This window comes from Fructobacillus sp. ESL1129 (assembly GCF_058507945.1).
In genome coordinates this window covers 204,388-227,731 of sequence record NZ_CP196668.1, presented here as the reverse complement: position 1 = coordinate 227,731, position 23,344 = coordinate 204,388, and the positions used below count along the sequence as shown (strand labels likewise).

General features: G+C 44.1%; 27 protein-coding genes, 1 tRNA gene and 1 other annotated feature. Of the genes, 8 read left to right on the top strand and 20 right to left on the bottom strand.

Annotation, left to right across the window (positions count from 1 at the left end):
- Nucleotides 1-8: 8 nt before the first annotated feature.
- On the bottom strand, nucleotides 9-650 hold the full coding sequence (locus ACSYSL_RS01135; RefSeq protein WP_491708768.1) for a DUF6198 family protein: 642 nt from the start codon (nucleotides 648-650) through the stop codon (nucleotides 9-11).
- Nucleotides 651-731: 81 nt separating this feature from the next.
- The gene (locus ACSYSL_RS01130; RefSeq protein WP_338342275.1) at nucleotides 732-1,139 is read right to left on the bottom strand and encodes a MarR family winged helix-turn-helix transcriptional regulator; all 408 of its coding nucleotides are present in this window, start codon (nucleotides 1,137-1,139) and stop codon (nucleotides 732-734) included.
- A 60-nt stretch (nucleotides 1,140-1,199) separates the two neighbouring features.
- Between ACSYSL_RS01130 and ACSYSL_RS01125 the strand changes: the two genes are divergently transcribed.
- A complete protein-coding gene (locus ACSYSL_RS01125) occupies nucleotides 1,200-1,628 on the top strand; it encodes a GNAT family N-acetyltransferase (RefSeq protein ID WP_491708767.1) in 429 nt (142 codons plus the stop codon).
- Nucleotides 1,629-1,670: 42 nt separating this feature from the next.
- Here ACSYSL_RS01125 and ACSYSL_RS01120 read toward each other — a convergent pair whose 3' ends face one another.
- The 3 genes from ACSYSL_RS01120 to hisS all read right to left on the bottom strand — a co-directional run bounded on the left by ACSYSL_RS01120 (nucleotide 1,671) and on the right by hisS (nucleotide 5,891).
- The gene (locus ACSYSL_RS01120) at nucleotides 1,671-2,537 is read right to left on the bottom strand and encodes a YitT family protein (RefSeq protein WP_010690921.1); all 867 of its coding nucleotides are present in this window, start codon (nucleotides 2,535-2,537) and stop codon (nucleotides 1,671-1,673) included.
- A gap of 262 nt (nucleotides 2,538-2,799) precedes the next feature.
- Nucleotides 2,800-4,584, bottom strand: coding sequence for an aspartate--tRNA ligase (gene aspS, locus ACSYSL_RS01115; RefSeq protein WP_491708766.1), 1,785 nt, complete (start codon nucleotides 4,582-4,584; stop codon nucleotides 2,800-2,802).
- Nucleotides 4,584-5,891, bottom strand: coding sequence for a histidine--tRNA ligase (gene hisS / locus ACSYSL_RS01110; RefSeq protein ID WP_491708765.1), 1,308 nt, complete (start codon nucleotides 5,889-5,891; stop codon nucleotides 4,584-4,586). Before hisS ends, aspS begins: the two co-directional genes overlap by 1 nt.
- 389 nt (nucleotides 5,892-6,280) lie before the next feature.
- Between hisS and ACSYSL_RS01105 the strand changes: the two genes are divergently transcribed.
- The gene (locus ACSYSL_RS01105; protein WP_491708764.1) at nucleotides 6,281-7,396 is read left to right on the top strand and encodes an SLC13 family permease; all 1,116 of its coding nucleotides are present in this window, start codon (nucleotides 6,281-6,283) and stop codon (nucleotides 7,394-7,396) included.
- Nucleotides 7,397-7,440: 44 nt separating this feature from the next.
- On the opposite strand, the gene ACSYSL_RS01100 is transcribed toward ACSYSL_RS01105, so the two are convergent.
- The 10 genes from ACSYSL_RS01100 to ACSYSL_RS01055 all read right to left on the bottom strand — a co-directional run bounded on the left by ACSYSL_RS01100 (nucleotide 7,441) and on the right by ACSYSL_RS01055 (nucleotide 13,102).
- Nucleotides 7,441-8,028: a uracil-DNA glycosylase family protein gene (locus ACSYSL_RS01100; protein WP_010690926.1), complete on the bottom strand. Its 588-nt coding sequence runs from the start codon at nucleotides 8,026-8,028 to the stop codon at nucleotides 7,441-7,443.
- On the bottom strand, nucleotides 8,028-9,026 hold the full coding sequence (locus tag ACSYSL_RS01095) for an amidohydrolase family protein (protein ID WP_491708763.1): 999 nt from the start codon (nucleotides 9,024-9,026) through the stop codon (nucleotides 8,028-8,030). The genes ACSYSL_RS01100 and ACSYSL_RS01095 overlap by 1 nt, the downstream gene beginning before the upstream one ends.
- Before the next feature lie 129 nt (nucleotides 9,027-9,155).
- Nucleotides 9,156-9,335, bottom strand: a complete 180-nt coding sequence (locus ACSYSL_RS01090; RefSeq protein ID WP_010690928.1) for a hypothetical protein — start codon at nucleotides 9,333-9,335, stop codon at nucleotides 9,156-9,158.
- A gap of 50 nt (nucleotides 9,336-9,385) precedes the next feature.
- The gene (locus ACSYSL_RS01085; protein ID WP_338342282.1) at nucleotides 9,386-9,886 is read right to left on the bottom strand and encodes a YbhB/YbcL family Raf kinase inhibitor-like protein; all 501 of its coding nucleotides are present in this window, start codon (nucleotides 9,884-9,886) and stop codon (nucleotides 9,386-9,388) included.
- Between the two features lie 139 nt (nucleotides 9,887-10,025).
- A complete protein-coding gene (locus ACSYSL_RS01080; RefSeq protein ID WP_491708762.1) occupies nucleotides 10,026-10,349 on the bottom strand; it encodes a branched-chain amino acid transporter permease in 324 nt (107 codons plus the stop codon).
- Nucleotides 10,333-11,025: an AzlC family ABC transporter permease gene (locus tag ACSYSL_RS01075; protein ID WP_010690932.1), complete on the bottom strand. Its 693-nt coding sequence runs from the start codon at nucleotides 11,023-11,025 to the stop codon at nucleotides 10,333-10,335. Before ACSYSL_RS01075 ends, ACSYSL_RS01080 begins: the two co-directional genes overlap by 17 nt.
- 243 nt (nucleotides 11,026-11,268) lie before the next feature.
- A complete protein-coding gene (locus ACSYSL_RS01070) occupies nucleotides 11,269-11,934 on the bottom strand; it encodes a hypothetical protein (RefSeq protein WP_491708761.1) in 666 nt (221 codons plus the stop codon).
- A 167-nt stretch (nucleotides 11,935-12,101) separates the two neighbouring features.
- Entirely contained in the window at nucleotides 12,102-12,332 is a 231-nt protein-coding gene (locus tag ACSYSL_RS01065; protein ID WP_491708760.1) for a tyrosine-type recombinase/integrase, read from the bottom strand.
- A 258-nt stretch (nucleotides 12,333-12,590) separates the two neighbouring features.
- The gene (locus ACSYSL_RS01060; protein ID WP_491708759.1) at nucleotides 12,591-12,860 is read right to left on the bottom strand and encodes a hypothetical protein; all 270 of its coding nucleotides are present in this window, start codon (nucleotides 12,858-12,860) and stop codon (nucleotides 12,591-12,593) included.
- The gene (locus ACSYSL_RS01055) at nucleotides 12,857-13,102 is read right to left on the bottom strand and encodes a hypothetical protein (RefSeq protein ID WP_491708758.1); all 246 of its coding nucleotides are present in this window, start codon (nucleotides 13,100-13,102) and stop codon (nucleotides 12,857-12,859) included. The genes ACSYSL_RS01060 and ACSYSL_RS01055 overlap by 4 nt, the downstream gene beginning before the upstream one ends.
- A gap of 875 nt (nucleotides 13,103-13,977) precedes the next feature.
- Here ACSYSL_RS01055 and ACSYSL_RS01050 point away from each other — a divergent pair.
- The 4 genes from ACSYSL_RS01050 (at nucleotide 13,978) to ACSYSL_RS01035 (ending at nucleotide 16,488) form a co-directional block, all read left to right on the top strand.
- On the top strand, nucleotides 13,978-14,631 hold the full coding sequence (locus tag ACSYSL_RS01050) for a helix-turn-helix domain-containing protein (protein ID WP_491708757.1): 654 nt from the start codon (nucleotides 13,978-13,980) through the stop codon (nucleotides 14,629-14,631).
- Between the two features lie 134 nt (nucleotides 14,632-14,765).
- Entirely contained in the window at nucleotides 14,766-15,029 is a 264-nt protein-coding gene (locus ACSYSL_RS01045; RefSeq protein ID WP_491708756.1) for a hypothetical protein, read from the top strand.
- Nucleotides 15,030-15,137: 108 nt separating this feature from the next.
- Nucleotides 15,138-15,350 (top strand): hypothetical protein, encoded by a 213-nt coding sequence (locus tag ACSYSL_RS01040; RefSeq protein WP_491708755.1) that lies wholly within the window; start codon nucleotides 15,138-15,140, stop codon nucleotides 15,348-15,350.
- Between the two features lie 118 nt (nucleotides 15,351-15,468).
- Nucleotides 15,469-16,488, top strand: a complete 1,020-nt coding sequence (locus tag ACSYSL_RS01035; protein ID WP_491708754.1) for a virulence RhuM family protein — start codon at nucleotides 15,469-15,471, stop codon at nucleotides 16,486-16,488.
- A gap of 638 nt (nucleotides 16,489-17,126) precedes the next feature.
- Here the strand turns inward: ACSYSL_RS01035 and ACSYSL_RS01030 are convergent.
- From ACSYSL_RS01030 to ACSYSL_RS01015, 4 genes are all read right to left on the bottom strand, one after another.
- Nucleotides 17,127-17,216 (bottom strand) — tRNA-Ser (locus ACSYSL_RS01030).
- Between the two features lie 59 nt (nucleotides 17,217-17,275).
- Nucleotides 17,276-19,117, bottom strand: a complete 1,842-nt coding sequence (typA, locus tag ACSYSL_RS01025) for a translational GTPase TypA (protein ID WP_491708753.1) — start codon at nucleotides 19,115-19,117, stop codon at nucleotides 17,276-17,278.
- Nucleotides 19,118-19,171: 54 nt separating this feature from the next.
- Nucleotides 19,172-19,969 carry an inositol monophosphatase family protein gene (locus ACSYSL_RS01020; RefSeq protein ID WP_491708752.1) on the bottom strand — a complete coding sequence of 266 codons (798 nt, stop codon included), beginning with the start codon at nucleotides 19,967-19,969 and terminating at the stop codon, nucleotides 19,172-19,174.
- On the bottom strand, nucleotides 19,962-20,237 hold the full coding sequence (locus ACSYSL_RS01015) for a UPF0223 family protein (RefSeq protein ID WP_010692083.1): 276 nt from the start codon (nucleotides 20,235-20,237) through the stop codon (nucleotides 19,962-19,964). The genes ACSYSL_RS01020 and ACSYSL_RS01015 overlap by 8 nt, the downstream gene beginning before the upstream one ends.
- Before the next feature lie 157 nt (nucleotides 20,238-20,394).
- Between ACSYSL_RS01015 and def the strand changes: the two genes are divergently transcribed.
- The gene (gene def / locus ACSYSL_RS01010) at nucleotides 20,395-20,970 is read left to right on the top strand and encodes a peptide deformylase (protein WP_491708751.1); all 576 of its coding nucleotides are present in this window, start codon (nucleotides 20,395-20,397) and stop codon (nucleotides 20,968-20,970) included.
- Nucleotides 20,971-21,078: 108 nt separating this feature from the next.
- Nucleotides 21,079-21,329: a binding site (T-box leader), on the top strand.
- A 134-nt stretch (nucleotides 21,330-21,463) separates the two neighbouring features.
- Nucleotides 21,464-22,303, top strand: coding sequence for a MetQ/NlpA family ABC transporter substrate-binding protein (locus ACSYSL_RS01005; protein ID WP_010692081.1), 840 nt, complete (start codon nucleotides 21,464-21,466; stop codon nucleotides 22,301-22,303).
- A gap of 74 nt (nucleotides 22,304-22,377) precedes the next feature.
- Here the strand turns inward: ACSYSL_RS01005 and ACSYSL_RS01000 are convergent, their stop codons facing one another.
- Nucleotides 22,378-23,286: a DnaJ C-terminal domain-containing protein gene (locus ACSYSL_RS01000; RefSeq protein WP_010692080.1), complete on the bottom strand. Its 909-nt coding sequence runs from the start codon at nucleotides 23,284-23,286 to the stop codon at nucleotides 22,378-22,380.
- Nucleotides 23,287-23,344 lie beyond the last annotated feature (58 nt).

Here is a 23,344-nt window from a genome sequence, read left to right as displayed (position 1 = left end):
ACCCGTTTTTAGTTGTGCTTCAAAACTGGAAAAGCATAACGATGGAAAAAGCCAATGAGTTCACCATTCGCTAATAAAGCCAGCACCGTTCCAATTTGGATGCCAATCAAGTGCCCAGTAGCTAAAAAGGCCGAGCAAATAATAAGCAAAGCGGGCACAAAAGCAAGTAGCTGTCCCTTAAAAACACTTCCTGAAAAAAAACGAAGGGCCAAGATATCAGTTAAATAATCCGTTGGATACATCCATAGGTTAGCTCGCTGATAAAAGGAAGTCCCTAGGCAGACAATCACAATCCCAAAGACAACCAGAAAAATTTTTTCAAAATTACTTGAAAAACTGTCTTTTAGAAAAGCAAGTTGATGAACAAATAACTGAATAAATTCTCCAAAGAAAAAAACAAATAAAACGGAACCAGCCAGATGGTACCAAGAAAAATGATCCAGCAGCAAAACGTTGGCCACAATCACCAATAAGCCAACTAAAATAATAACCCAGTTCAGGGGTAGCTTAGTTAAAGTCGCTAAGCTCAGGGAAGCAGCCGTCCAAATCCCGTTCCCCTCACCTGATAAAATGGTTAAAGCATTCCCTAACGTCACTAAGAGTAAGCCCAAAATAAAAAAGATACTTCGCGTCAACAGCCCGTTCTTCAATCGTCTTCTCCAATCCTTTTGAAACAATTATAAAGCATATAGTTGCATTTGCAACTATATGCTGTTAGGATAATCTTACAGTTATTGGCCGACCTTCGTTAGCAACCGCAATAACTCAGTCTGCTCAGTTGCTGATAAGTCAGCCATCTGCTCATGGACATATTCCTTCTCGATTTTTTCAAGGAATTGGTAGCTTTGTCGCCCCTTCTCCGTTGGGAATAACTGTTTGGACTTTCGATTCTCTTCGCCAACGACTTTGACGATGTACTGTCGTTCAGCCAATTTTCGCAGGGCTCGACTAAGTGTTGTTTTATCAACTTGAATTAGCTTAGCCAGATCGGATTGCGTTAGTCCTTCGTTTTCAACAATTCGAATGAGGTATAGAAAAAGGTTGTTTTCAAGTTCGTATTTTCGGGCCGCTTCATTCATGGCCATTGTTGCCTGACGCGAGACGGCCCCCATTTGCCGGAAAATTTCAAATTCGGTCATCATTACCTCCAGTCAATAGTTGTATTTGCAACTTTTAGTATACAAGAAAGGCAATCAAACATGTGGATTAACAAGCAATTAAACGATTTAACTGCCAAGGAATTCTTCGCCATGGCGCAATTACGGATCGATACCTTCGTTGTCGAACAGCAACGGAACTATCATGATTTAGACGACATCGACTTGAATGCTTTTCACTTAGCCTACCTCGAAAATGGTCGTTGCTTGGCCTATGCTCGAATCTTCGAAAACGCTGCTACCCTTCACTTCGGTCGTGTCGCCACCGCTCTTTCTGTTCGTGGCGAAGGATATGGTGGCAAACTCATTCGACAAATTTTAGCTTTCTGCAACCAAAAATGGCCTGGACGAACAATTGAAATCGAGGCTCAGGAACAAGTGGTCGGTCTCTACGAAAAATATGGTTTCGAATCTGTCGGCGAACTCTTTATTTTGGAAGGAACGCCCCATCAAAAAATGATCAAAAAATAAAAGAGGAGGCTAGTTACAAACTAGCCTCCTCTTTTTATTGAATTAGGGTTCGGGTTCAAAGAATCGACCACCCGTGTGTTCAACTTTGGATTCGGAATAAAAGGCGTGGGGATCCACTTCATGAATGGCCTCCCGTAAATCACCCAATTCGTGTTGCGTTACAACAGTCAACAAGACAGATTTGTCTTTTCCAGTGTAACCTCCGTGAGCCGAATCAATAATCGTAACCCCGCGCCGCATCTTATTTTGGATGTGCTCACACATCATCTCGGGCTTGTTCGTCACGATAATCTCTTGAATTTGCTGCTGACGTGTGTAGAAAACATCGATAAAGTGGGCCGAAACAACAACACCAATGATTGAATAAAGCGCGTATTCCCAACCATAGGTGAGACCGGCCCCGATCATAATTAATGAGTTAAAGGCCAAGTTGATTGAGCCGACTTTGGTATGAAACTTCATCTTAAAAAGCATACCAATGATATCTAAACCACCTGTTCCAACGCCAAAGCGAAGGGCTGTTCCGACAGCCATCCCGTTTAATCCCCCACCAAAAATGGCACAAATAAGAGGGTCACTCGTTAGCACCGTTTTAGTCGCAAAAACGGGAACAAAGAGCGCTGAGAGTAAAACTGCCAGTGCGGTAAAAATCGCAAAACGCTTAGATAATTTTAAGGCAGCGATAACTAGCAGTGGTAAATTAGCAGCTGCAATTCCCCAGGATACCGAGATTCGACCGTTGGTCACCGTATCGATTAACTGGGCCAATCCAGTAAATCCAGAAGAATAAATGTGCCCGGGTTTCCAGAAATAATTCAGGGCAATGGCCAAAATGACGCCGTACAAAACGGCTCCTGCAAACTGGTGATAATAGTAGTGATCTAACTTTTTTTCGAGTTTTGCAATCATTGTCTTTTGCTAAGTTAACTTGGGCGTATAGCCGTTAGTCCCTAGCATCATTTGACCAAATAGCAGCCTGGTCCTTAGCTGGTTCATACCATAGGTGTGAACTACTTCTATATTCTAACAAGATTAGATTAAAATTGGGAATAAAAATACCGATTTAACCAAAATTTTTCCCCTCGCGTACTTCGTCAGCATTAAAAAAGTCGCTCTGCCAATCATCCTGATCGGTATAAAGCGACTTTTTTGCATCAATTAATAAGTAAACTTACTTCTTAGTATCTTCTGGATCAGTTTCCAATCCCAATTCAGCCAACTGCTTAGCGTCAACGGGTGTTGGTGCTTCCGTCATTGGCTCCGTGGCCTTCGAGTTCTTAGGGAAGGCAATCACCTCACGAATGTTGTCCTGGCCAGCCAAGAGCATGGCCAAACGGTCCAAACCAAGAGCGATTCCACCCATTGGTGGGAAGCCGTATTCCATGGCTTCAAGCAAGAAGCCGAAGGCTTCCTGTGCTTGTTCTGGTGTAAAGTCCAGGGCACGCAACATCTTCTCTTGAATATCCATTCGGTGAATACGGATAGAACCGGAACCCAATTCATAACCATTCAAAACCAAGTCGTAAGACTGTGCGTGAGCCTTGTGTGGGTCTTCGCCTTCGTTCAAGTAGTGCAAGTCCTCTTCGTTTGGCATCGTGAATGGGTGGTGGGCCGCAATCCAACGGTCAAAGTCTTCGGAATACTCGAAGAGTGGCCAGTCAACAATCCAGGCAAAGCGCCATGGTGTCGTTTGGTCAATCAAGTTCAGTTCCTTCGCCGTCAGACGACGCAAGGCATCGAGTGAGGCGGCAACGATATCAGCACGACCAGCACCGAAGAGCATGAGGTCACCGACTTTGGCACCAGTGGCTTCCATCAATTCGGAAGCCGCTTTTTCGTCAAAGAACTTAGCAATTGGTCCCTTCAGCCCTTCTTCCTCAACCTTCAACCAGGCCAATCCCTTGGCACCGAAACGCTCGATGTATTGACCAAGCTTGTCAATTTCCTTACGTGAGTAATGATCGGCAGCCCCTGGTACGGCCAACGCTTTGACAACGCCACCGTCCTTGACGGCGTTTTTAAAGACGCCAAAGTCGGAATCCTTAACAACGTCTGACAAGTCCTTAATTTCAAACGGAATCCGCAAGTCCGGCTTATCCGTTCCAAAACGATCCATTGACTCCTGCCAAGTCAACCGCTCGATATCTTCCACCTTCAAGTCGTAGTTGACGACATCCTTCATAATTTGTTGCACCCAGTGAGCCACCAAGTCTTGAATTTCTGGTGCACTCAAGAAAGAAGTCTCCAAATCGAGCTGGGTAAATTCGGGCTGGCGATCACCACGCAAATCTTCATCACGGAAACAACGGGCAATCTGGAAGTAACGGTCAAAACCGGCCCCCATTAACAATTGCTTAAAGAGCTGTGGTGACTGAGGCAACGCATAGAAGGAACCAGGATAGATACGTGAAGGAACCAAGTAATCACGGGCCCCTTCCGGCGTTGACTTGGCCAAGTATGGCGTTTCAATGTTGATAAAGCCGTGTTCTTCCATGAAGCGGTAGGCTGAAGACATAATCTTTGAACGTACGCGCAGATTGTGTTGCATCTGTGGACGGCGCAGGTCCAAGTATCGGTACTGTAGCTTCAATTCTTCTCCAGCGTTCACGTTGTCTTCAATATCAAAGACTGGCGTCTTGGAGTCAGCCAAGATTTCAGCCTTCGTAACCTTAACTTCGATACCCCCGGACTTAATTTTCTCATTGCGTTGTCCTTCGGCACGGGCCACCACTTCCCCTTCGATGGCAATCACGTATTCATTACGAACTTTTTGGGCAATTTCAAGCGCGGATTCTTGGTCAGCTGAAAAAGTCAACTGCACAATTCCTTCACGGTCCCGCAAGTCAACGAAGACCAATTCCCCAAAATTACGGCGCTTCTGTACCCAACCAGCCAACTTAACCGTTTGGCCAATGTACTTTTCATCTACTAAACCTGCATACGTTGTTCGTTCCATTATTCTGCCTCCTCTGCCACTAATTCAGCCATGACGGCTTCAATTTGTTCGTCCATCTTGGAAAGGTCCATGGCCGCCTGTTTACCGGTAACCATGTCCTTGACTTTGACCTGCTTCGTCGCCACTTCCTCATCCCCAATCGTGATGACAAAGCGGGCCTGACGACGGTTCGCCGTCTTAAACTGGGCCTTCACGGAACGTCCGGCAAAGTCCAAATCGGCCGAAAAGCCAAGGTCACGCAACTTCGTCGCCAATTCGAGCGTCAGTGCTTGACTAGCATCCCCGATGTGGGCCAAGTAAAAGTCCAGGCCGCTCTCTTCCAGGTTCAACTGGTTTTGTGCTGTTAATAGCGCAATCAAACGCTCCACTCCGAGCCCAAAGCCAATCCCTGGTGTTTCGGGTCCACCAAATTCCTCAACCAAACCAGAGTAACGACCACCCCCGGCAATGGTAGCAGCCCCTTTGAGGTGTGGGTCGGTCGTCATGACTTCGAAAATGGTGTTGTTGTAGTAATCAAGACCACGAACCATGGCCGGGTCGATTTCGTATTGGATGCCCAAGTCATTCAAGAATCCCTTAACCGCTTCAAAGTGTGCCTTTGACTCCTCTGAAAGGTAATCAAAGATTGTCGGCGCCCCCTGGACAATGACCTGGTCGTTTTTGTCCTTTGAATCCAAAACACGCAACGGGTTCTTTTCCAAACGGACCTGAGAATCCTTGGACAGTTCTGCTTCGTGCGGCTTTAAATAATCAATCAAAGCCTGTCGATAAGCAGCCCGCGATTCTTGGTCACCCAGGGTGTTCAACGCGACTTTTAAATCCTTCAAACCAAGTGAATCGAGGAACTTAACCACCATTGTAATCACTTCGGCATCAAGGCTTGGTTCCGTTGAGCCAAAGGCTTCGACTCCAATTTGGTGGAACTGGCGGAAACGCCCCGCCTGTGGCCGCTCATAACGGAACATCGGCCCCATGTAAAAAGTCTTATAAGGCTTTTCATGTTCCGGACCAAAGAGCTTGTTTTCGACAAAGGCACGAACCACCCCGGCCGTTCCCTCTGGTCGCAGTGCCATGTGGCGGTCACCCTTATCAAAGAAGTCATACATTTCCTTCGTCACCACGTCAGAAGTATCCCCTGCCGAACGTGAGAAAAGATCAAAAGATTCAAAGATGGGCGTCCGAATCTCGCCGTATCCATAGCGGGAGAAAATCAACCGTGCCTGTTGTTCAATTTTTTGCCATGCCAGAACGTTTTGACCATATAGGTCAGCCGTTCCCTTAGGCTTTTGAAAAGTCGCTTTTGCCATATCTGCTAATCGACGCCTCTGCGTCGCCTCCATCAAATTTCAAACCAGTAACCAAAAAAGCGCCCCTAAGAAATGCTGCTTTGACAACATCTCCTAAGGGCGCTTGGGCGCGGTACCACCTTAATTTCGTGTGCATGCACACGCTGAATCTCCCTTAACGCGGGAAGACGGCTGGGTTAACAGCGCCTGTGTAGGTGTCTTGACCGCGTCCTCGCCTGACTCTCAGCAACCGTCAGGTCTCTTCTTCGAGGATAAACGCTCTTTCCCTACTCATCGGTTATTCGTTATCTTCATTTTAGCAGTTCAACAACGCATGTCAATAGCAACCTGCTTCCGTTATAATGAAAGTATTCAAACGCCGTTCTATTCGATTATCAGGGAGGCAAAACATGCAGAAAATCATCCATAAACTTCGTCACGATACTCTTTTCATCGTGACAACGATACTGGTCATGCTGGCTAGTGTATTCGGTCTTGTTTCTTGGAACAGCATCTCTTGGCCAACGGTGCTTTCTCTCTCCGCCTTACTCGGCCTCGTCACGCTTTTTCAGTCACTGGGCTTCATCGATGCTTTAGCTGACTACTTTATTCAAAAAGCCCAAACAACCCGTTCCCTGATCCTAGCCATCTTTTTACTCACCTTCTTCTCCGCCATGGTCGTCACCAACGACGTCGCCATCTTGACTTTCCTTCCCCTGACCTTCGCCCTGGCTAAAAAAATCACGCTGCCGGTTATCAAAGTCGCTGTTCTAATTACCATTTATGCCAACCTTGGATCCTCTGTGTCACCAATTGGTAATCCACAAAACATCTATTTATTGGCCCATTACCGACTCAATTTTTTGGCGATGGCCGTTCCGGCCTTTCTTCTCCTTTTGCTTGGATTGATTTCCATGCTACTTTTGGGCCAAACCATTCCTAAAACTTCCATCAAACCCATTCAAAAAAGCAGCACCCTCCGCTCCTTCTCGTCTTTTGAAAAAATCTTTCTGGGTCTTGGAAGCATCATTATCCTGCTATCACTGGTTACGCAAAGCAACCTGCTTGAATCCGTCGTACTGATTGGTCTGCTGATTTTCTTCTATGATTCAGCCTCCTTTAAAGAAATTGACTACGGTGTGGTGCTTTCCATCATCAACTTCTTCTTGCTGGTCAGCGTCCTCATCCGTTTGCCAGCCGTCGCTAGCTGGTTGAGCGATGTTGGTCGTTCGTCCACTCACGTCTTACTTGCCGGCGTACTATCGAGTCAGTTAATTTCCAACGTTCCTGCTGCGGCACTCTTTGCCCCAATCACCACTCATTTCACCGCCCTTTATCTGGCTGTATCGGTTGGTGGCTTTGGAACGCTCGTTGCCTCACTGGCTAATCTCTTGGCCTTCCGTCAAATCAAGGCAAACGCCGAAGCGCCACTGCACCGTAATTTTTTCTTTTCCTTTACAAAGTACAACTTGCTCTTTTTATTCCTCGGGATTGTATTCGCTTGGATCATCCTTCTCATTTTATGAACAAAAAAGATGCCTTCTCGTCAGAAGGCATCTTTTTACTTGGTTTAATCGGTTGTTTTTTGTGGACCAAGAATGTCACGAACTCGCTTTTGTAAGGCGGGCACAACGTCTTTTTCATACCAAGGGTTGCGCGCCAACCAGATGTTGTTACGTGGCGACGGATGAACGATTGGGAAATATTTTGGCCAGTATTCTTCGTAATTACGAATCGTATCGGTAATCTTCGCCGAAGACTTTAAGTGCAGATAGTAATGTTGCGCATAGGAACCAACCAAAATGGTTAGTTGTCGGTCCGCCATTTGCTTCAGTAATGCTGGGTGCCACTTTTCTGCAATCCCTTTTCTTGGGGGCATGTCACCTGACTTGGCTTTACCAGGGTAGTAAAAATCCATTGGAATGACACCAATATCACCGGAATCATAAAATTCTTCCTTACTAACACCCAACCATTCGCGAAGGCGGTCGCCCGATTCATCATTCCACATAATACCGGAATTCTGCACTTTCAAGCCCGGGGCTTGACCGATAATGACAATCTTAGCCGTTTTCGGCGCATTGAAAATAGGATCCCAGCCCTTCTCGGTATAGGCTTTGTTCATTGGGTCTGCTTTAATTTCATCGAAAATTGACATCACTTGTCCTCCCTCTGGGCTTCATCAAACAGCAAGACGGGGTCATCTGCTTCGGCAGCCGCCTGTACTGCTGACTTTTTAAAATAGACACGTTCGGCATTATTGTACATGACATCAGCCAGCTCTTCATCAGTGAGTCGACCACTCGCCGCCAACCAGCTAGCCAAGTCGTCGTAAGAATTGAACGTTGCTGACCAAGGTGAGTCCGTTCCCCAGATTAAGCGCTTGGTTCCAAGGATTTCCTTGGCTACCTTCAACACTTTCTGGCAATTTGGGTATGGAAAGTCGCGCTCCCCCACAATGTCTTGAATGGCGGACAAATCCGTATAAATATTTGAAAATGGCTTAAATAATTCCAATGCCGCTTTCAATCGGTTTAGGTGGTCAACTGAAGGGAAGGACAAGTGGCAGACAACGAAATCCATCAATGGATAACGGGCAGCCAAGTTGGCAATCGCCTCTGGCTGGTAGGAGACCTGGTCGGACGAACCATAATCAACAGTGACGGTGAAACCTGGGTAATCGGCTAAATAGTGGAAAATTTCCCCGACTTTGGCATCGGTATCAAGCCGGAAAGGTTTTTCAGAGTGATAGCCATGGAGGCCACCCCCCTGCGAAATCTCAAACTTAATGGCCCGAAAGCCCAGTTCTTCCACCTGGCGTTTTACAATGGTCATGGCGTTGTCTGCAAAAGGATCAACTGAAAAAGCCGCAATGAAACGTTCAGGGTACTTTTTTACCATTTGGTAGCTATAGTAATTCTGGTACCCATTTAATGAACCTTGGAGTAACACGGCCTTTTCAACATCCGCACCATCCATAAGTTGGAGAGCGGCTTCGGCAGTAAAGGAGTCCTCACCAGAACCCTGAGGAATCAACTGAATGACCGTTCCATCATCCCAGATGGCTTTACCGCCACCCAGAGCGTTTAAACGGCCCTTCCCGTTCAATCCAGCAATGGTCCGAACCAAGTGTAAGTGTCCATCAATTTTCTTCATCATGACCTCCTGCTAAATTCTAATTTCATTGTACGCTTTCTAAGGCATAAGTTAAGACTTTTGAACGAATTAACTAAAAAAGTTCCCCTTCACCAGCAAAAACCGGGAAAGAGAACCAATTAATTTTGATTATTGGATGGCTTGGAAAATTAAGACAACGGCACCAATGGCGAAAATAAACGTTCCCCACAGCAATTGTGAAATAACCGACCGGTCACCGAAGTAGAGACGCAAGAGTGGCGCTGTGCTTCCAAAAATCAACACGATGATTCCAATAATTACCAATGCTAAACCAATTAAACCGATCATTTTCGATCTCCTATTCATTATCAAGGGTTATGATTTGTTTGAGTTAAGTACTAGGCCTTCGCCAGCACCTGAATCTGCGCCTGATCCAAGACGTGCCCATTCATGGCACGGAGTAAATCATTTAGATAAAAGCCGTTAGCCAATTCTAGTGGCCGATCCAGCGCAAAAACGGTTAACGTATAATCGTGATCCTTGTTAGGCGGCATCGGACCACCATAGTGTTCCACGATATCTTTTCCATAATCCGGATAAAACTTTGAACCAAAGCTATTCTGTCCCTGCAAAAGGGTTTGACTCGTTTGACTAATGTCTTCCGGTACCACCGTAACTGGACCAAAACCAGTGGCAATCCAATGAATAAATGGAAAGCCGGTCACGGGAACTGCATCATAATCGATAAACGTGATGGCCAAATCCTTCGTTCCGTTGGGCAAGTCGGCTAGTTCAAACGGAAATGAACAGGCAGGAATTCCTTCTATCCGGAAATTCTCTGGTGCTTGCTTACCATATTTATCCGGTAAAGCCCCCTGAAATGGTGTTTGAATTTTCATACATCCCCCTTATCAATGGCAGGTTTGCTGCTGAATTTCTGAATCCTTACCCCTATTTTAGCAGTTTAATGGCTAAATACAATTCAGTATTCTGTTTAACAAGTTGGCAAATACCAACGCTAACTAACTGTACAGTCACCTAGAAAATATAACCAAAAAACACGTAAATTAATGTACCAACAAAAATCGACAACAGCATGTTGTTACGCCAAAATTGGATAGCAATCGTCATTGTCCCTGCAACTAGAGCAAAAAGCGTTTCTTGGCTTGGCTGCAACAACTGACTTTTATAACAGTACACGACCAAAATACCGAGAATCGCTGATGGTAAACGTTCTCCAAGATACACAATAAAGGGTGGTGTTTCTTTCTTACCGGAAAACACGATAAAGGGCAGAAAACGAGTTGCAAAAGTTGCAATGGCAGCAATGCTGATCGTCATGATTTCATTCGTTAAGCTCATGTTGTTTCTCCCTTCGGTAGGCGAACCATAAGATAATCACCATCAGCAATAAAGCCAGGGGTAAAAAGAATTGCGCGCCGAAAACAAAAAGCGCGAACAAGCCAACCATGACGCCAAGTAGCGCAACCAATCGGTTTGCTTTGACCTGGTACTGACTGATGAAGAGAACCAGAAAAAGGGCCACCAAAACAAAGTCAATCCCTTTAATCCGAAAAGTAATGAAAGAACCAGAGATACCACCAAGAAAGGCACCGAGTACCCAATAAAAATGATTGAGTAGCGTAACGTAAAAATAGAATCCCTGTCTGTCCACCGTCTTTGGGACATTGGTGGCAAAATTGATTGAAAAAGACTCATCACACATTCCAAAGATCAGGTAAAGCTTCCGCCAGCCGGTCGCTTTGTATTTTTCCAACATGGACAAACCATAAAAGAGGTGCCTCGAATTAATAACCAACGTTAAAAAAAGAATCAACCATGGATTAAAGGGCTTCAAGAGTGCGTTAGCAATCACGAACTCGATTGAACCACCAAAAATGGTCAGCGCCATCAACGTGGGAAAGAGAAAATTGAAGCCCAATTGATTCATATAGATTCCATAAGTTAGGCCCAAAAACAAAAATCCCGTCATAATCGGCAGGGTCTTCTTAAAGGCAAAAGAAAATTCTTGGCTCATTTCCGGTCTCCTCTCATTTGTTTATCATACAGTAAAAGCCAAGCTAGTGGTATCAGTCAGAAATTTTTTTGAAAAAAGTTTTGTGGCATTAACAAATAAAAAGAGGATAAGTACCCGTTCTGCGGTTAACTCATCCTCTTTTTTGCATAAAACGAACCATATTCTTGCTATATCACAATGCAAGCCAGTTACCAATTGACAATCAAAACAACGTCCTCAGCATTACTGATCAATCGAGAAGGCTTATTTTCGTTCAACAGAACGCACCACATAGTGACCGGGCTCTGAAATATCAATCACCCATGATTCCGTAAAGGAAACCTTCGCCGGTTTTCTTTGCCACCTGAGTTTGGCGCCCAGTTCGTTAACAACCTGATGATTTTCGTGACTAACAAAGTAATCGCGCGCTTTCACAACGAATTCAACGGTTAGTAAATTACCTAATTTAGAAACAGGATAAAGACCTTGAACCGTGACATCTGTTGTTCTGGCTTCAATCCCTTTTTCACCATAACCTTTCAGGATTTTCAGATTTTTTTCATAAAGGAAGTCTGTCATTTCACCTTCAATTGGCTGAAGGTTTCCATTTGACCATGCACGCTGAAAACGAATAAACAAAGCGGTTAAATCACTTCGGTAACACTGGTTAAACTGGATTTCTTTGGCCAACTTTCGGTTACCCAGATGGTTCAGCCACTTAATCGCTCGAATGGCAATGAAAATACTAACCACAGTGATAATATAGCTGTAGCGCGAATGGCCACCCCCACTACCAGTTGGTGTTGAGCTCGAACCACCACTGTGGCCACCTCCGCCATGACCACCGCCAAAGCTAGCATAGACGATTTGCGGACTACTCCAGTAAAGAACAACAATAAAGGCTAGTATTATCTTCCAGTATTTTTTCATTGCGATATACTCCCATTCCTTTCTCGATTGATTTTACCAGTAAAGAAAAAGGGGACAAGTAGCACCTTTCGTCCACCTACCCTCTTCTATCCTAAAGGAGATAGCGGGTCTCCGAATAACGTTGATTTATCAGCCTTTTGGCATTTATCTGTCTTTTTTCTGTCTTTTTATCCTATTTTTGGAGCAATTCCATCTAGGATATCTCCAGTTTTTTCACTGGCCTCTTTTGTTACTTCGCTGTATATGTCCAAAGTAATTGAAGCATCAGCGTGACCCAAATAGGTCTGGGCTCGTTTGACGGTTGCACCACGTTCCAGTGCTAAAGTAGCCCATGTATGTCGCAAGCCGTGTGGTGTTATGCCTTTGGCAACATCAAAGCGCCTCTTAGCATCATCCATCCATTTTCTAGGAAGTGTTGCTGAACAAAATGCCCATCCGTATTAAATACAAAGTCAGAGGTGTGTTTATACTCGCTAGCTTCATAGTAGCTGACCAACACTCTAAGTATACCAGATGCTACTTTAATCGTTTGATAGCTTGAAGATGACATTGGCACTTTGATATGTGAATACCCTTTGCTAAATTGTCCATGCTGATGGTATCAGCAAGATTTTTTTGACCTCTTAGTTTCTTCATAGCTTGAACACAGTACTTTATTACTCGGCATGTTCTTCCCCTCGTTTCTTCTGTTGTGGGTCGTCTGGGTTATCCAATATATAAGCCATGTCCTGTAGTTCTCCCGTCAGCTCGCCATTAGCTTGTTCAATCTTGTGGATCATATTTTTTTGCCACCCGTTTTTAGTGACTTCTTCCAGTCGATCAGTTAATAGATCGATATAATCGGCAAACATACACATACGCCCATGTATCTCGCCAAGGCTGTCCCTAAGAAGTAGTAAAGTATCGTCGTTTTGTTGTTCTTTCATGTTAAATTAGCAATATAAAAGGCTCTCTTGGGCTGTTTCAACAAGCTAATAAGATATTTTGCTGTTTTTTGTTTGAGTGTTCCTTGTTTACTTTGGCGAGTATAGGGACACTCTTTTTTTATGCCTTGAGAGCCTCTTACTGCTCTCCCTTCTGTATGTTTAGCTAAGTGGTCTCTAGTAATATCCTCTACAGTGGCCAAGTCTGTCAGTATGTTAGTTACTTTATTTTGTGCTAGTCGCATTGAAAGTAATAGTTCTTTATGATTGGGTTCACGTCATGGCAGTTTAGACCCGTCTAGGATGGTTACCACCTTGTGCAATTCATCTTGGTAATAGTGGATAGATGCAAGCACTTCCATGCTGTATTCTCTGTTATTCATGCTGTGCAGTCCCTCCATTAAGCCTTACGCTTCTCTTGTTCTTCTGTCACTGTGTATCCTAGAAAGTAGCCACCGCACCCGATGCACACTAGTGTTCCTAGCGTGCAATAGTTCCAAGTAGTTCCATAAGTATTCCCCCCTTCTAGTACCATTCCTTAATAGCTTGGTCGATTTCTGCTCTGTTATAGCGCTTGCCAAAGTCTGTAACTGTCGGCTTTACTTTCCCTGTGGCTACCAGATAACGCTTAAACGTTCCAATAGCAACATTACAGTACTTAGCTGACTCCTTTAGGTTCATCCACATTGGTTACTTAACAGCTAACTCTGTGTCTTACTGTCGTGCCTCTGCTTTTGCTTTTTGTTCTTCTAGCATTGCTATACCTCCTATACATGTTCAACAAGCCAATTAGATAGCCGCTTATAAATATCAATATGAACAGCGACCCCGTTCGCTTGGCTTTCAATTCTGTTTAGCATAGGACGAGAAACACCTAACTGTTTAGATAAGTTCGCTTTAGTAAGCGCCAACTCTCCACGCTTTCGCCTAATTGCCTTTTGTGTATCTGGCGTAAGGTATTGTAAATGTTGTACCATTAGCTGGCCCCTTTTTACTAACGTTTTGTAAGTACACTAACAAAATATATCACTTACATTTTGTTAATTCAAGTATTTCTTTACATTTTGTTAGTGCTATAATATTGTTTTATTTAGTTACAAGGACAAACGGGAGCCTGCCCATGAACCGACTAGCAAAATTAAGAAAAGAAAATAACTATTCAATGAGTGGCCTAGCTGATGCTCTCGTTAAAAAAGGCTACTTTGATAAAATTAGTGATGCCACTATTTCAAATTACGAAAATGGTAAACGCGAACCGAAACTTGCTACATGGGAAAAACTAGCTAATTTTTTCAATGTTCCAGTATGGTATTTACAAGGTTTTGAAGAGATAAGCTTTAAAGAGATGAAAAAAGCTTTCAAAAATGCCGAAAATGAAACCGCTAAAAAGAACGCATGGCTAGCTTTAGAAGAAGTGACAGTAGAAAGTGACTTGTCTGATTTTGATAGAGCTGATGACGCTGTTGATACATTAAAAAAGGGAATTGATCACGACTATTTCAGTACCCAAGAGCGTCGTTATATATCTGAGCTTGTTGAGTTAATGCACTTATTAAATCAGGAAGACGTTCAAAAGATGGCGTCAGTAATGAGTATGTTACAGGACGCTTTTTCGGATAATTCAAAGGAGTTAAAAGAAAACACAATAAGCCAATTTTCAGAAGTTTTTAACTCTATTGCGAATGGTTATCAAAAAGAAAAAGAAGAAGTTGAGGAAGTTGCAAAATGGGAATATAACACAAACTATACTGACAGGGACATACCCGAAAAATAAATTACTATTATTTTCTTATTTGCTTTTTAGGATTCATGGGAATACCTGTAGTGTTTTATAGTAAGGTTGCCCATTAGCAAAATAAACCGGCCTCTATAAGGCTTGTAATTATTCACTAACAGAAAGATACAACAATGAAAAAAGAATACACTGGCAAAAACGGATCACACACAATAATCGAGATCAAGCGAACAACAAAAAGAGAGAAAAAAGAATTTTTACAGGATTTATTGTCTTCAATAACATTAGGGCTTGTAATCTGGCTGTTTGTCTATGAGAAATGGTTTACCGGAAATATATTATTAAATACATTAGAATTTGTATTAATCGCATGGGCTGTTGATACGTTGACACACGCTTTTTACAGTCGTGTAGTGAAGAAGGAAGTAATAAAATGACAACTAAGAATGATAAAGAAACAAAATACAATTACACAACGCTAGGAATCAGCGTGCTTGCACTCATTGTTGCAGTTATCGCATTGTTTATTTAATAAGAAGCATGACATGACAGAGAAAAAGCTAGGATGCCCAGCAACACACGAAAGTTCCACCACTACACAGAACGAAGCTAACAAGCGTTGGGCTGAAAAGAATAAAGAGCACAAGAAGTACCTTTCGTATCGTACTTATTCACGTTCTTTTATCCGGAAGTTAGCGACTGCTGACGACCTGGACGAACTAACCAGCTTAATCGAAGAACGAAGAAAAGAATTATAAAAAATAAGGCCACAGAACTCAGAGTTGAGGTCTTTTGTTCATAAACTAAAAGCTAATTACAATTAGACGAATTAACTCACCTAATTGAAAATCGAAGCACCAAACTACAGGAGTGAACATGCCAAGTCCAGAACTACAATTTTTAATATATAAAGCTGATAACGACGGCCAAAGCGTTGATGTAATTGTAAGAGATGAAACCGTGTGGGCCACTCAAAAGGCAATGGCTGATTTATTTGGAGTTGGGGTTCCTGCTATCAGCAAACATCTTACTAATATTTTTGACAGTGATGAACTTCAAAGAGAAGTGGTTGTTTCCAAAATGGAAAATACCACTCAACATGGGGCTATATCTGGAAAGGAGCAAACCCACAAGGTAACTTACTATAACCTAGATGCTATTATCTCCGTTGGTTACCGTGTGAACTCCCAAAAAGCGACCCGTTTTCGTCAATGGGCTACGTCCGTGCTCAAAGAGTACATGATAAAGGGCTTTGCCATGGACGATGAGAGACTTAAACAAGGCGAACGACTATTTACCAAGGACTACTTCAAAGAACTTCTTGAGCGTGTTAGGTCAATACGTGCCAGTGAAAGACGTATATGGCAACAGGTTACAGACATCTTTGCTGAAATAAGTACCGACTATGATCCACACAGTGAAGAGAGTAAGTATTTTTATGCAACAGTTCAAAATAAGTTTCATTACGCCATAACTGGTAGCACAGCGGCCGAGATTGTCTATAACCACGCAGACCATAATCAGCCTAATATGGGTTTACAAACATGGAAGAATAGTCCTGATGGCCGTATATTAAAGAGCGACACCTCTATAGCTAAGAATTACCTAAAAGAAGATCAGATACGCCAGCTTGAGCGTAATGTAACTGGATATTTTGATTACCTTGAGGATAGGATAGAACGAGGTAATGCTTTTACTATGAGCGATTTAGCAAATAGTATTGATAAGTTTTTAGAGTTTCGTGATTATAAGGTGCTTGAGGGTAATGGTACTGTTTCAATGAAACGGGCAAAAGATAAAGCCAGCAAAGAATATATAGCTTTTAATCCTACCCAAAAGATCGTGTCTGATTTCGATAAGCAAGTTCAAGCGATGAAAGAAGAACATAAAAATTAAGGCCATCCCCTCCTATATAGTAATACTCTTTTATATAACACTCTTTTATATAACACTCTTTTAGCCTATGTGGGGATTGTTTTTCGTTTTCGAGTGATTTTATACTCAATACAAAAAAGACCTCTACGGGTCTTATATGAGTTATTTTTATGTACTTACGTTGTTGAAGCTACCGTACAACTTTCTAGACTGGTAAACCTTTGGTCAACCGGTCTTTTTTATTTGGATCTAAAAAGGTTGCAACGTTTTCTGCTACACTTTCTGCAACGTTGCAACGCTTTTTAGGTTGGACATATTTTCTAAATCTGGAGAACTTGACCACTTCCGGGCAATTTTGACCACCCTGGAGGATGCTTAGCATTTTGCCATAACTGGCAAAGAATACGCCTTTTAGTTGCTAAAGTACCGATTTAGTACCCCAGATATGGGTAATTGCTGTTTATCTGTCTTTTTTCTTCCTTTTCAAAACAAAAGAGACGGCACAAAGGCCGTCCCTATCAGTAGGACACCTATTTTTTTATCTGCCTTTTTTCTGCCTTTTTGCTTGCTTTCTCTTGCTTTCCATAGACATCGTAAAAAACAAAAAGAGGATAAGACCGGGATTTTTAACCCCTCTTACCCTCTCTTGATTATTCTAAAGGAGATAGCGGGATTTGAACCCGCACACCGCCATACGACGGCTCGACGGATTTCGAGTCCGCTGCAGTACCAGATTGTGCCATATCTCCATAAGTCCGCCCTAGAATTTTACCATAAGTAAAAGCGGGCAGACAAGGTTTAAATTTAATTACTTATTCTTGCGCTTAGCAGCCTTTTCACGCTCACCAGTGTTCAAGATAGCCTTACGGATACGAACGTTTTCTGGCGTTACTTCAACGTATTCATCGTCGTTCAAGAATTCCAGAGAAGCTTCCAAGTTCATTTCGCGTGGCGTCTTGATTGAAGCCGTTTGATCCTTGTTCGATGAACGAACGTTAGACTGTGGCTTCATCTTCGTAACGTTAACTGAGATATCGTTATCACGGGCGTTCATACCCACAACCATACCTTCATACACGTCAACACCAGCACCGACGAACATTTGACCACGGTCTTCCACACCCATGATGGCGTAGTTGGTAGTTTGTCCCTGGTTGATTGAAACCAAGGCACCGTTACGACGACCTGGCGCCCAGTTCTTAACCATTGGACGGTATTCTGCATAGGTGTGGTTGTAGATTCCATAACCGTGCGTTGCCGTCATGAATTCCGTTGAATAACCAATCAAACCACGTGATGGGGCCATGTAAGTCAAACGAGTCTGGCCGTTCCCAACGGATTCCATGTTTTGCATTTCACCCTTACGTTGGTTCAAAGAGTCAATAACTGATGAAGCATATTCATCAGGTGTATCGATTTGAACGGATTCGTATGGTTCAGACTTCACACCATCGATGTCACGGAAGATAACTTGTGGACGTGAGGCTTGCAATTCGAAGCCTTCACGACGCATGTTTTCAATCAAGATTGACAAGTGCAATTCACCACGACCAGAAACAAGCCATGTTCCGGCAGTTGGCATGTCTTCAACACGCAATGACACATCCGTGTGCAATTCGCGGTGCAAACGATCTTCAATTTGACGAGCCGTCACGAACTTTCCTTCACGACCAGCAAAGGGGCTGTCGTTTTGACGGAAAGTCATTTGCAACGTTGGTTCATCAATACGAAGCAAAGGCAATGCTTCAGGATGAGCAGGATCAACAACCGTTTCACCAACGTTGATGTCTTCCATACCAGAAACGGCGATCAAGTCACCGGCCTTGGCTTCTTGGATGTCAACCTGGTCCAAACCAATGAACCCAGCCAACTTCGTAACACGGAAGTCTTGCGTCGTGCCGTCCAACTTCATGACCGTTACGTTGTCACCAACCTTAATGATTCCACGCTTAACACGGCCGATACCGATACGACCAACGAAGTCGTTATAGTCCAACATGGCAACTTGGAACTGCAATGGTTCGTCTGAGTTGTCCACTGGAGCAGGAATCGTTTCGAAGACCGTGTCAAAGATTGGCTTCATCGTGTGTTCTTGCGTGTCAACTTCAGGATCCAATGACGTCGTTCCGTTCATGGCAGAAGCAAAAATCACTGGGAAGTCCAAGTCGTCTTCGTCGGCACCCAATTCGATGAACAAGTCCAAGACTTCGTCGACAACTTCTGCCGGACGGGCACCGGGACGGTCCACCTTGTTCACGATAACGATTGGTGTCAAGTGTTGTTCGAAGGCCTTCTTCAAAACGAAACGAGTCTGAGGCATCGTTCCTTCAAAGGCGTCGACAACCAAGAGAACACCGTCAACCATTCCCATGATACGTTCAACTTCTCCACCAAAATCGGCGTGACCTGGGGTGTCCAAAATGTTAATTTGCTTGTCGCCAACACGGACAGCCGTGTTCTTTGACAGGATCGTGATTCCACGTTCCTTTTCAATGTCGTTCGTGTCCATGGCACGGTCGCCCAAGGATGCTTCCTTACGGGCGTCCATTGTGTCGGACTGCTTCAACAATTCGTTCACCAACGTCGTCTTTCCGTGATCGACGTGGGCGATGATAGCGATGTTACGAATATCTTCGCGAAGTTTTGCCAATTTCTTGTGCTCCTTTTACTTAGCTACTCACAAGAAAGACTAGGAGGAAATCCCCTAGTCTTTTGCCATCTTGCTGATTTCGCGATGAATCTCGTTTGTAGCGATTAATACTGAGTTTGATAATAGCATATTTGGAAGGCTTCCGTCAAGGTTTTTTACTATATAACCCAACCCTTCTGCCAGTGCCCGACCCGCTGCTAAATCCCAGGGCGATAGTTTCGATAAATAAGCCTGCGCTGAGCCAGTAAACAGTCTGGTAAACGAAATGCCGGCGGAACCAATCACGCGAACGGCACGGGCTTGTAAAGCCATTTCGCCATAGGGCTTCTCCCCCACAACCAATCGCCGTCCTGAAACGATGACAACGGCATCCCTCAGTGATTGGTCCTTCACCACTGACAGGGCCTGATTATCCATGTAGACACCCGTTTGCTTTCCCCCGTGAAAAAGTCGGCCAGCGGGGACATCACAAATCCAGCCTAGAACCGGTTCCCCATCCTGATATAAAGCCATCATGATGGCGTAGTCACGGTCCTCCAAGACAAAGTTCAAGGTCCCGTCAATTGGATCGATGAACCAGACCTGCCCGGCCATCGTGGTTGCCCGTCTTTCACCAGCCTCTTCACAGACGAAACGAGCCTCGGGATCCAGGCTTTGAACCTTTTCAATCAAGACTCGTTGATTGGCCCGGTCCAAGTCCGTCACTAGGTTTCTCCGGTCGCCATTTTTATACGAAACATCCGGTGCCTGTTTTTGCCGTTCTTCCTTCGTTTGTTGGGCTAAGCGTTTCATCCAGGAAGAGACCTGTTCATCCAATTTGATTAATTGGTTTTTATCACTTAACTTAATCACGGACAATCACCCGGCTATTGCCGTCTTTGGTTAGCTTCATTGTCTGATAAATGGAACGACCAGTCTGCTCTTCAAAATCACGGTCAAACTTCTTCTGTTCTGATTTGGAAGGAATCACCTCGCAAAATTGTCGGTGGTTTTCCAAGAGCAGGTTTCGATCACAGCCGCCCTCATACACTTGTAAAACAGCATCAACTAGGTTCGACACGGCAACCATGTCTTGGACATCCCAATTGCCGTCAATTGGTAACTGATAGTTATCTGCCATATTGGCCTCCCATTTACTCGACTTTTACCTCTTTAGTTTAACAAGGAAACCCCCTGATTGCTAGGAATTGAGCATTAAAAAGTCAAAGAGAAGACCATCCACAATCTCCTGATTTTTTGCTATACTGGAAAGTACGAAAAGAAAGGTGGCGATGCCCATGACAATCCGCTTTACAATGGACAAAATTACAAAGGATGGCGATCCGGTCCTGCGGAAAACAGCCGAAAAAGTACCCTTCCCGCTTTCTGACAAACACCGTCAGTTGGCAAAGGACATGATGACCTACTTAGTTGTCTCACAAGACCCCGAAAAAAACGAACCCTACGGGCTTCGTCCAGGCGTTGGACTAGCAGCCAATCAAGTTGGTGAATCACTTCAAATGAGCGCTATTTTAATCCCTTCTGAAGATCCCGCTGAAGAAGACGAACAGCCCTATTTCAAGGGTGTTATCTTCAACCCCGTGATTATTTCAGAAACGGTTGGCCGGACCGCCCTTGAAACGGGTGAGGGATGCCTGTCAGTTGACCAAGACGTACCCGGCTTTGTCCCCCGTTCGAAGAAAATCAAGGTTCGCTACCAAGATGAAAGTGGCGAAACAAAGGAAATTACCCTGCGCAATTACCCCGCGATTGTCTTCCAGCACGAAATTGATCACCTCCATGGCAAGTTATATTACGATCACATCGATAAGACTGACCCATGGCACGTTGATGATGAAACAAAGTATGTTTAATAAAAAAGGACTCTTGCGAGTCCTTTTTTGATTGATTTATGAAAAATATTAAAAGAAAATGATAAAAACTATTGACAAAAAATGATTCACTAGGTATTGTTTTAGACATCAGATACGTTGATGAGATAAGTAATTTTCAGCGGCATGCATTAGAGAGCGGATATTTTGGTGAAAGTCCGACATGCTTAGAAGACGAAAATGGTCTCGGAGTTCAATAAGTTGGTGAGTTGTCCGCAATTAGCCAACTTCGGGTGCGCCCGTTACCGCGTTAGAGTATCTCTTTATTGACGTACTTGTTGAGTGTCTACCAGTGATGTTAGACAAAACCAGGGTGGTAACGCGATCCAATCGTCCCGTAGTCTTTTGACTACGGGACTTTTTTTATGCCGCAAAGGAGAAAACAAAATGAATATACGAACAGCCCGTTCCGTTAAAGACCCGCCAAATTGGTTCACAACCAATTGAACGAATAATCATAAAATGGAGAGAAAACATGAAAAAATCACTTAAATGGGTCATCGCCCTTATTATTTTGCTCGGGATTGGCTACTTCAGCTTCGGTCGTCATGAAGCTAGCGCTAAGGAAGAAACCCTAACCGTTGGAATTATGGCTGGCGATAAGCGAACGGATGAACAATGGAAAATCATTAAAGCCAATGCAAAGAAAGAAGGTTTGAATCTTAAAATCAAAACCTTCACCGACTACACGCAGCCTAACGCCGCATTGACCTCCGGAGACATCGACGTGAACGCCTTTCAGCACTACATTTTCTTAAACGACTGGAATAAGACACATAAATCGGACATCGTCCCAGTTGGGGAAACCATCATCGTTGCCGGTCGTCTTTATTCTGACAAGCACAAGAAACTGAGTGAAATTCCAAATGGTGGTACTGTCGCCATTTCAAATTCAAAGATTACACAAGGACGAACACTGCTCCTTCTTCAAGCAGCCGGTCTGATTAAAATCGCTGACGGTGTGAAGGATCCGACTTTGAAAGATATTACCGACAACCCTAAGAACTTACAATTCAAAGAAGTTGGCACTGATCAACTCGTTCGGGTGCTACCTGAAGTTGACTTAGCCTCTGTTGACCCAAGCTTCATTGTTGGTTCTGGTCGATCCATCAAGTCTGCTATCTATGTTCGTCCAATCGATAAGAGCCAACATGATGGCATCAACATCATTGCCACGACGAAGGCTAAAAAGAACAGTCAGGCCATCAAAAAATTCGTCAAAGCCTACCAATCAAAGAACGTTGCCGACTATATTGACAATAAGAGTGGCACGGGCGAAATCGCCGTTTGGAAAGGAGCCCCAGAAGTCAAGTAATACAAGCAATCCAGCAAATCAAGTTTAAAAAAGCAGGCCGAGTAAAACACTCGACCTGCTTTTATTCATAATGTTTACTTAAACATGCCCTTTTTCGCCGCTGACTTACCAGAAGCCTTGGCAAATTCTTCAAGGGCAATCTTTTGTCCCTTATTCAACTTCGTTGGCACAACAACGTTGATAATCACGAACTCACTTCCAAAGCCTGAGCCGTGGAGGCGCGGTGCTCCCTTACCGGCCAAACGGAAGCGGCGACCGTTTTGGGTACCAGCAGGCACCTTCAACTTCACATCACCGTGGACCGTCTTCACCGGAATCTCTGCACCCAGCGTGGCTGTCAAGAAGTCGATATCCTGTTGAACGTAGATATCAGCCCCATCACGTTCGAAGCCTTCCTTTGAAGCGCCAACTGTGAAGACCACGAAGAGGTCCCCATGAGGACCACCGTTTACACCGGCTTCACCCTGACCTGCTAAACGCATCTGCTGGCCGGTTTCAACTCCAGCCGGCACCTTAACCTTAACTTCGTGTTGCTTAGCATCCCCTTGGGATTGCGTGTACTTCACGTGCTTTTCGGTACCAAAAATAGCCTCTTCAAAAGTCAAGTGCATCCGGTACTGCAAGTCACGGCCCTTGCGCGGCGCATTTGGATCCTGCTGGAAACCACCACCGAACATTTGCGAGAAAATATCGCCCAAGTCGGAGAAGTCACCGCCGAAACCACCTTGTGCGCCACCGAAGCCGCCAAAGCCACCTTGCCCGTTAGCCCCAGCTGAACCAAATTGATCATATTGCTGACGCTTTTGTGGGTCACCTAAGGTTTCCCAAGCCTCTTGAACTTCCTTATACTTATCCTCAGCCCCAGGCTCATGGTTCAAATCGGGGTGGTACTTCTTGGATAATTTTCGGTAAGCCTTTTTGATTTCGTCTTGGCTAGCGTCCTTTGAAACGCCGAGTCGATCATAAAATTCCGTATTATTCACAAGCAGCTCCTTTATTTCTTAGTATGTACAACAGGCTAGGTTCCCCTAGCCTGTTTTT

What these genes read in the sequence shown, in the direction of transcription:
- ACSYSL_RS01100 (WP_010690926.1), bottom strand. Translation starts at nt 8,028, where the DNA reads ATGTCAATTTTCGATGAAATTAAAGCAGACCCAATGAACAAAGCCTAT.
- ACSYSL_RS01070 (WP_491708761.1), bottom strand. Translation starts at nt 11,934, where the DNA reads ATGAAAAAATACTGGAAGATAATACTAGCCTTTATTGTTGTTCTTTAC.
- def (WP_491708751.1), top strand. Translation starts at nt 20,395, where the DNA reads ATGACAATCCGCTTTACAATGGACAAAATTACAAAGGATGGCGATCCG.
- ACSYSL_RS01075 (WP_010690932.1), bottom strand. Translation starts at nt 11,025, where the DNA reads ATGAGCCAAGAATTTTCTTTTGCCTTTAAGAAGACCCTGCCGATTATG.
- ACSYSL_RS01040 (WP_491708755.1), top strand. Translation starts at nt 15,138, where the DNA reads ATGACAGAGAAAAAGCTAGGATGCCCAGCAACACACGAAAGTTCCACC.
- aspS (WP_491708766.1), bottom strand. Translation starts at nt 4,584, where the DNA reads ATGGAACGAACAACGTATGCAGGTTTAGTAGATGAAAAGTACATTGGC.
- ACSYSL_RS01095 (WP_491708763.1), bottom strand. Translation starts at nt 9,026, where the DNA reads ATGAAGAAAATTGATGGACACTTACACTTGGTTCGGACCATTGCTGGA.
- ACSYSL_RS01105 (WP_491708764.1), top strand. Translation starts at nt 6,281, where the DNA reads ATGCAGAAAATCATCCATAAACTTCGTCACGATACTCTTTTCATCGTG.
- ACSYSL_RS01080 (WP_491708762.1), bottom strand. Translation starts at nt 10,349, where the DNA reads ATGAGCTTAACGAATGAAATCATGACGATCAGCATTGCTGCCATTGCA.
- ACSYSL_RS01125 (WP_491708767.1), top strand. Translation starts at nt 1,200, where the DNA reads ATGTGGATTAACAAGCAATTAAACGATTTAACTGCCAAGGAATTCTTC.
- hisS (WP_491708765.1), bottom strand. Translation starts at nt 5,891, where the DNA reads ATGGCAAAAGCGACTTTTCAAAAGCCTAAGGGAACGGCTGACCTATAT.
- ACSYSL_RS01060 (WP_491708759.1), bottom strand. Translation starts at nt 12,860, where the DNA reads ATGAAAGAACAACAAAACGACGATACTTTACTACTTCTTAGGGACAGC.
- ACSYSL_RS01045 (WP_491708756.1), top strand. Translation starts at nt 14,766, where the DNA reads ATGAAAAAAGAATACACTGGCAAAAACGGATCACACACAATAATCGAG.
- ACSYSL_RS01130 (WP_338342275.1), bottom strand. Translation starts at nt 1,139, where the DNA reads ATGACCGAATTTGAAATTTTCCGGCAAATGGGGGCCGTCTCGCGTCAG.
- ACSYSL_RS01005 (WP_010692081.1), top strand. Translation starts at nt 21,464, where the DNA reads ATGAAAAAATCACTTAAATGGGTCATCGCCCTTATTATTTTGCTCGGG.
- ACSYSL_RS01055 (WP_491708758.1), bottom strand. Translation starts at nt 13,102, where the DNA reads ATGCGACTAGCACAAAATAAAGTAACTAACATACTGACAGACTTGGCC.
- ACSYSL_RS01120 (WP_010690921.1), bottom strand. Translation starts at nt 2,537, where the DNA reads ATGATTGCAAAACTCGAAAAAAAGTTAGATCACTACTATTATCACCAG.
- ACSYSL_RS01065 (WP_491708760.1), bottom strand. Translation starts at nt 12,332, where the DNA reads ATGGATGATGCTAAGAGGCGCTTTGATGTTGCCAAAGGCATAACACCA.
- ACSYSL_RS01090 (WP_010690928.1), bottom strand. Translation starts at nt 9,335, where the DNA reads ATGATCGGTTTAATTGGTTTAGCATTGGTAATTATTGGAATCATCGTG.
- ACSYSL_RS01085 (WP_338342282.1), bottom strand. Translation starts at nt 9,886, where the DNA reads ATGAAAATTCAAACACCATTTCAGGGGGCTTTACCGGATAAATATGGT.
- ACSYSL_RS01050 (WP_491708757.1), top strand. Translation starts at nt 13,978, where the DNA reads ATGAACCGACTAGCAAAATTAAGAAAAGAAAATAACTATTCAATGAGT.
- ACSYSL_RS01035 (WP_491708754.1), top strand. Translation starts at nt 15,469, where the DNA reads ATGCCAAGTCCAGAACTACAATTTTTAATATATAAAGCTGATAACGAC.
- ACSYSL_RS01015 (WP_010692083.1), bottom strand. Translation starts at nt 20,237, where the DNA reads ATGGCAGATAACTATCAGTTACCAATTGACGGCAATTGGGATGTCCAA.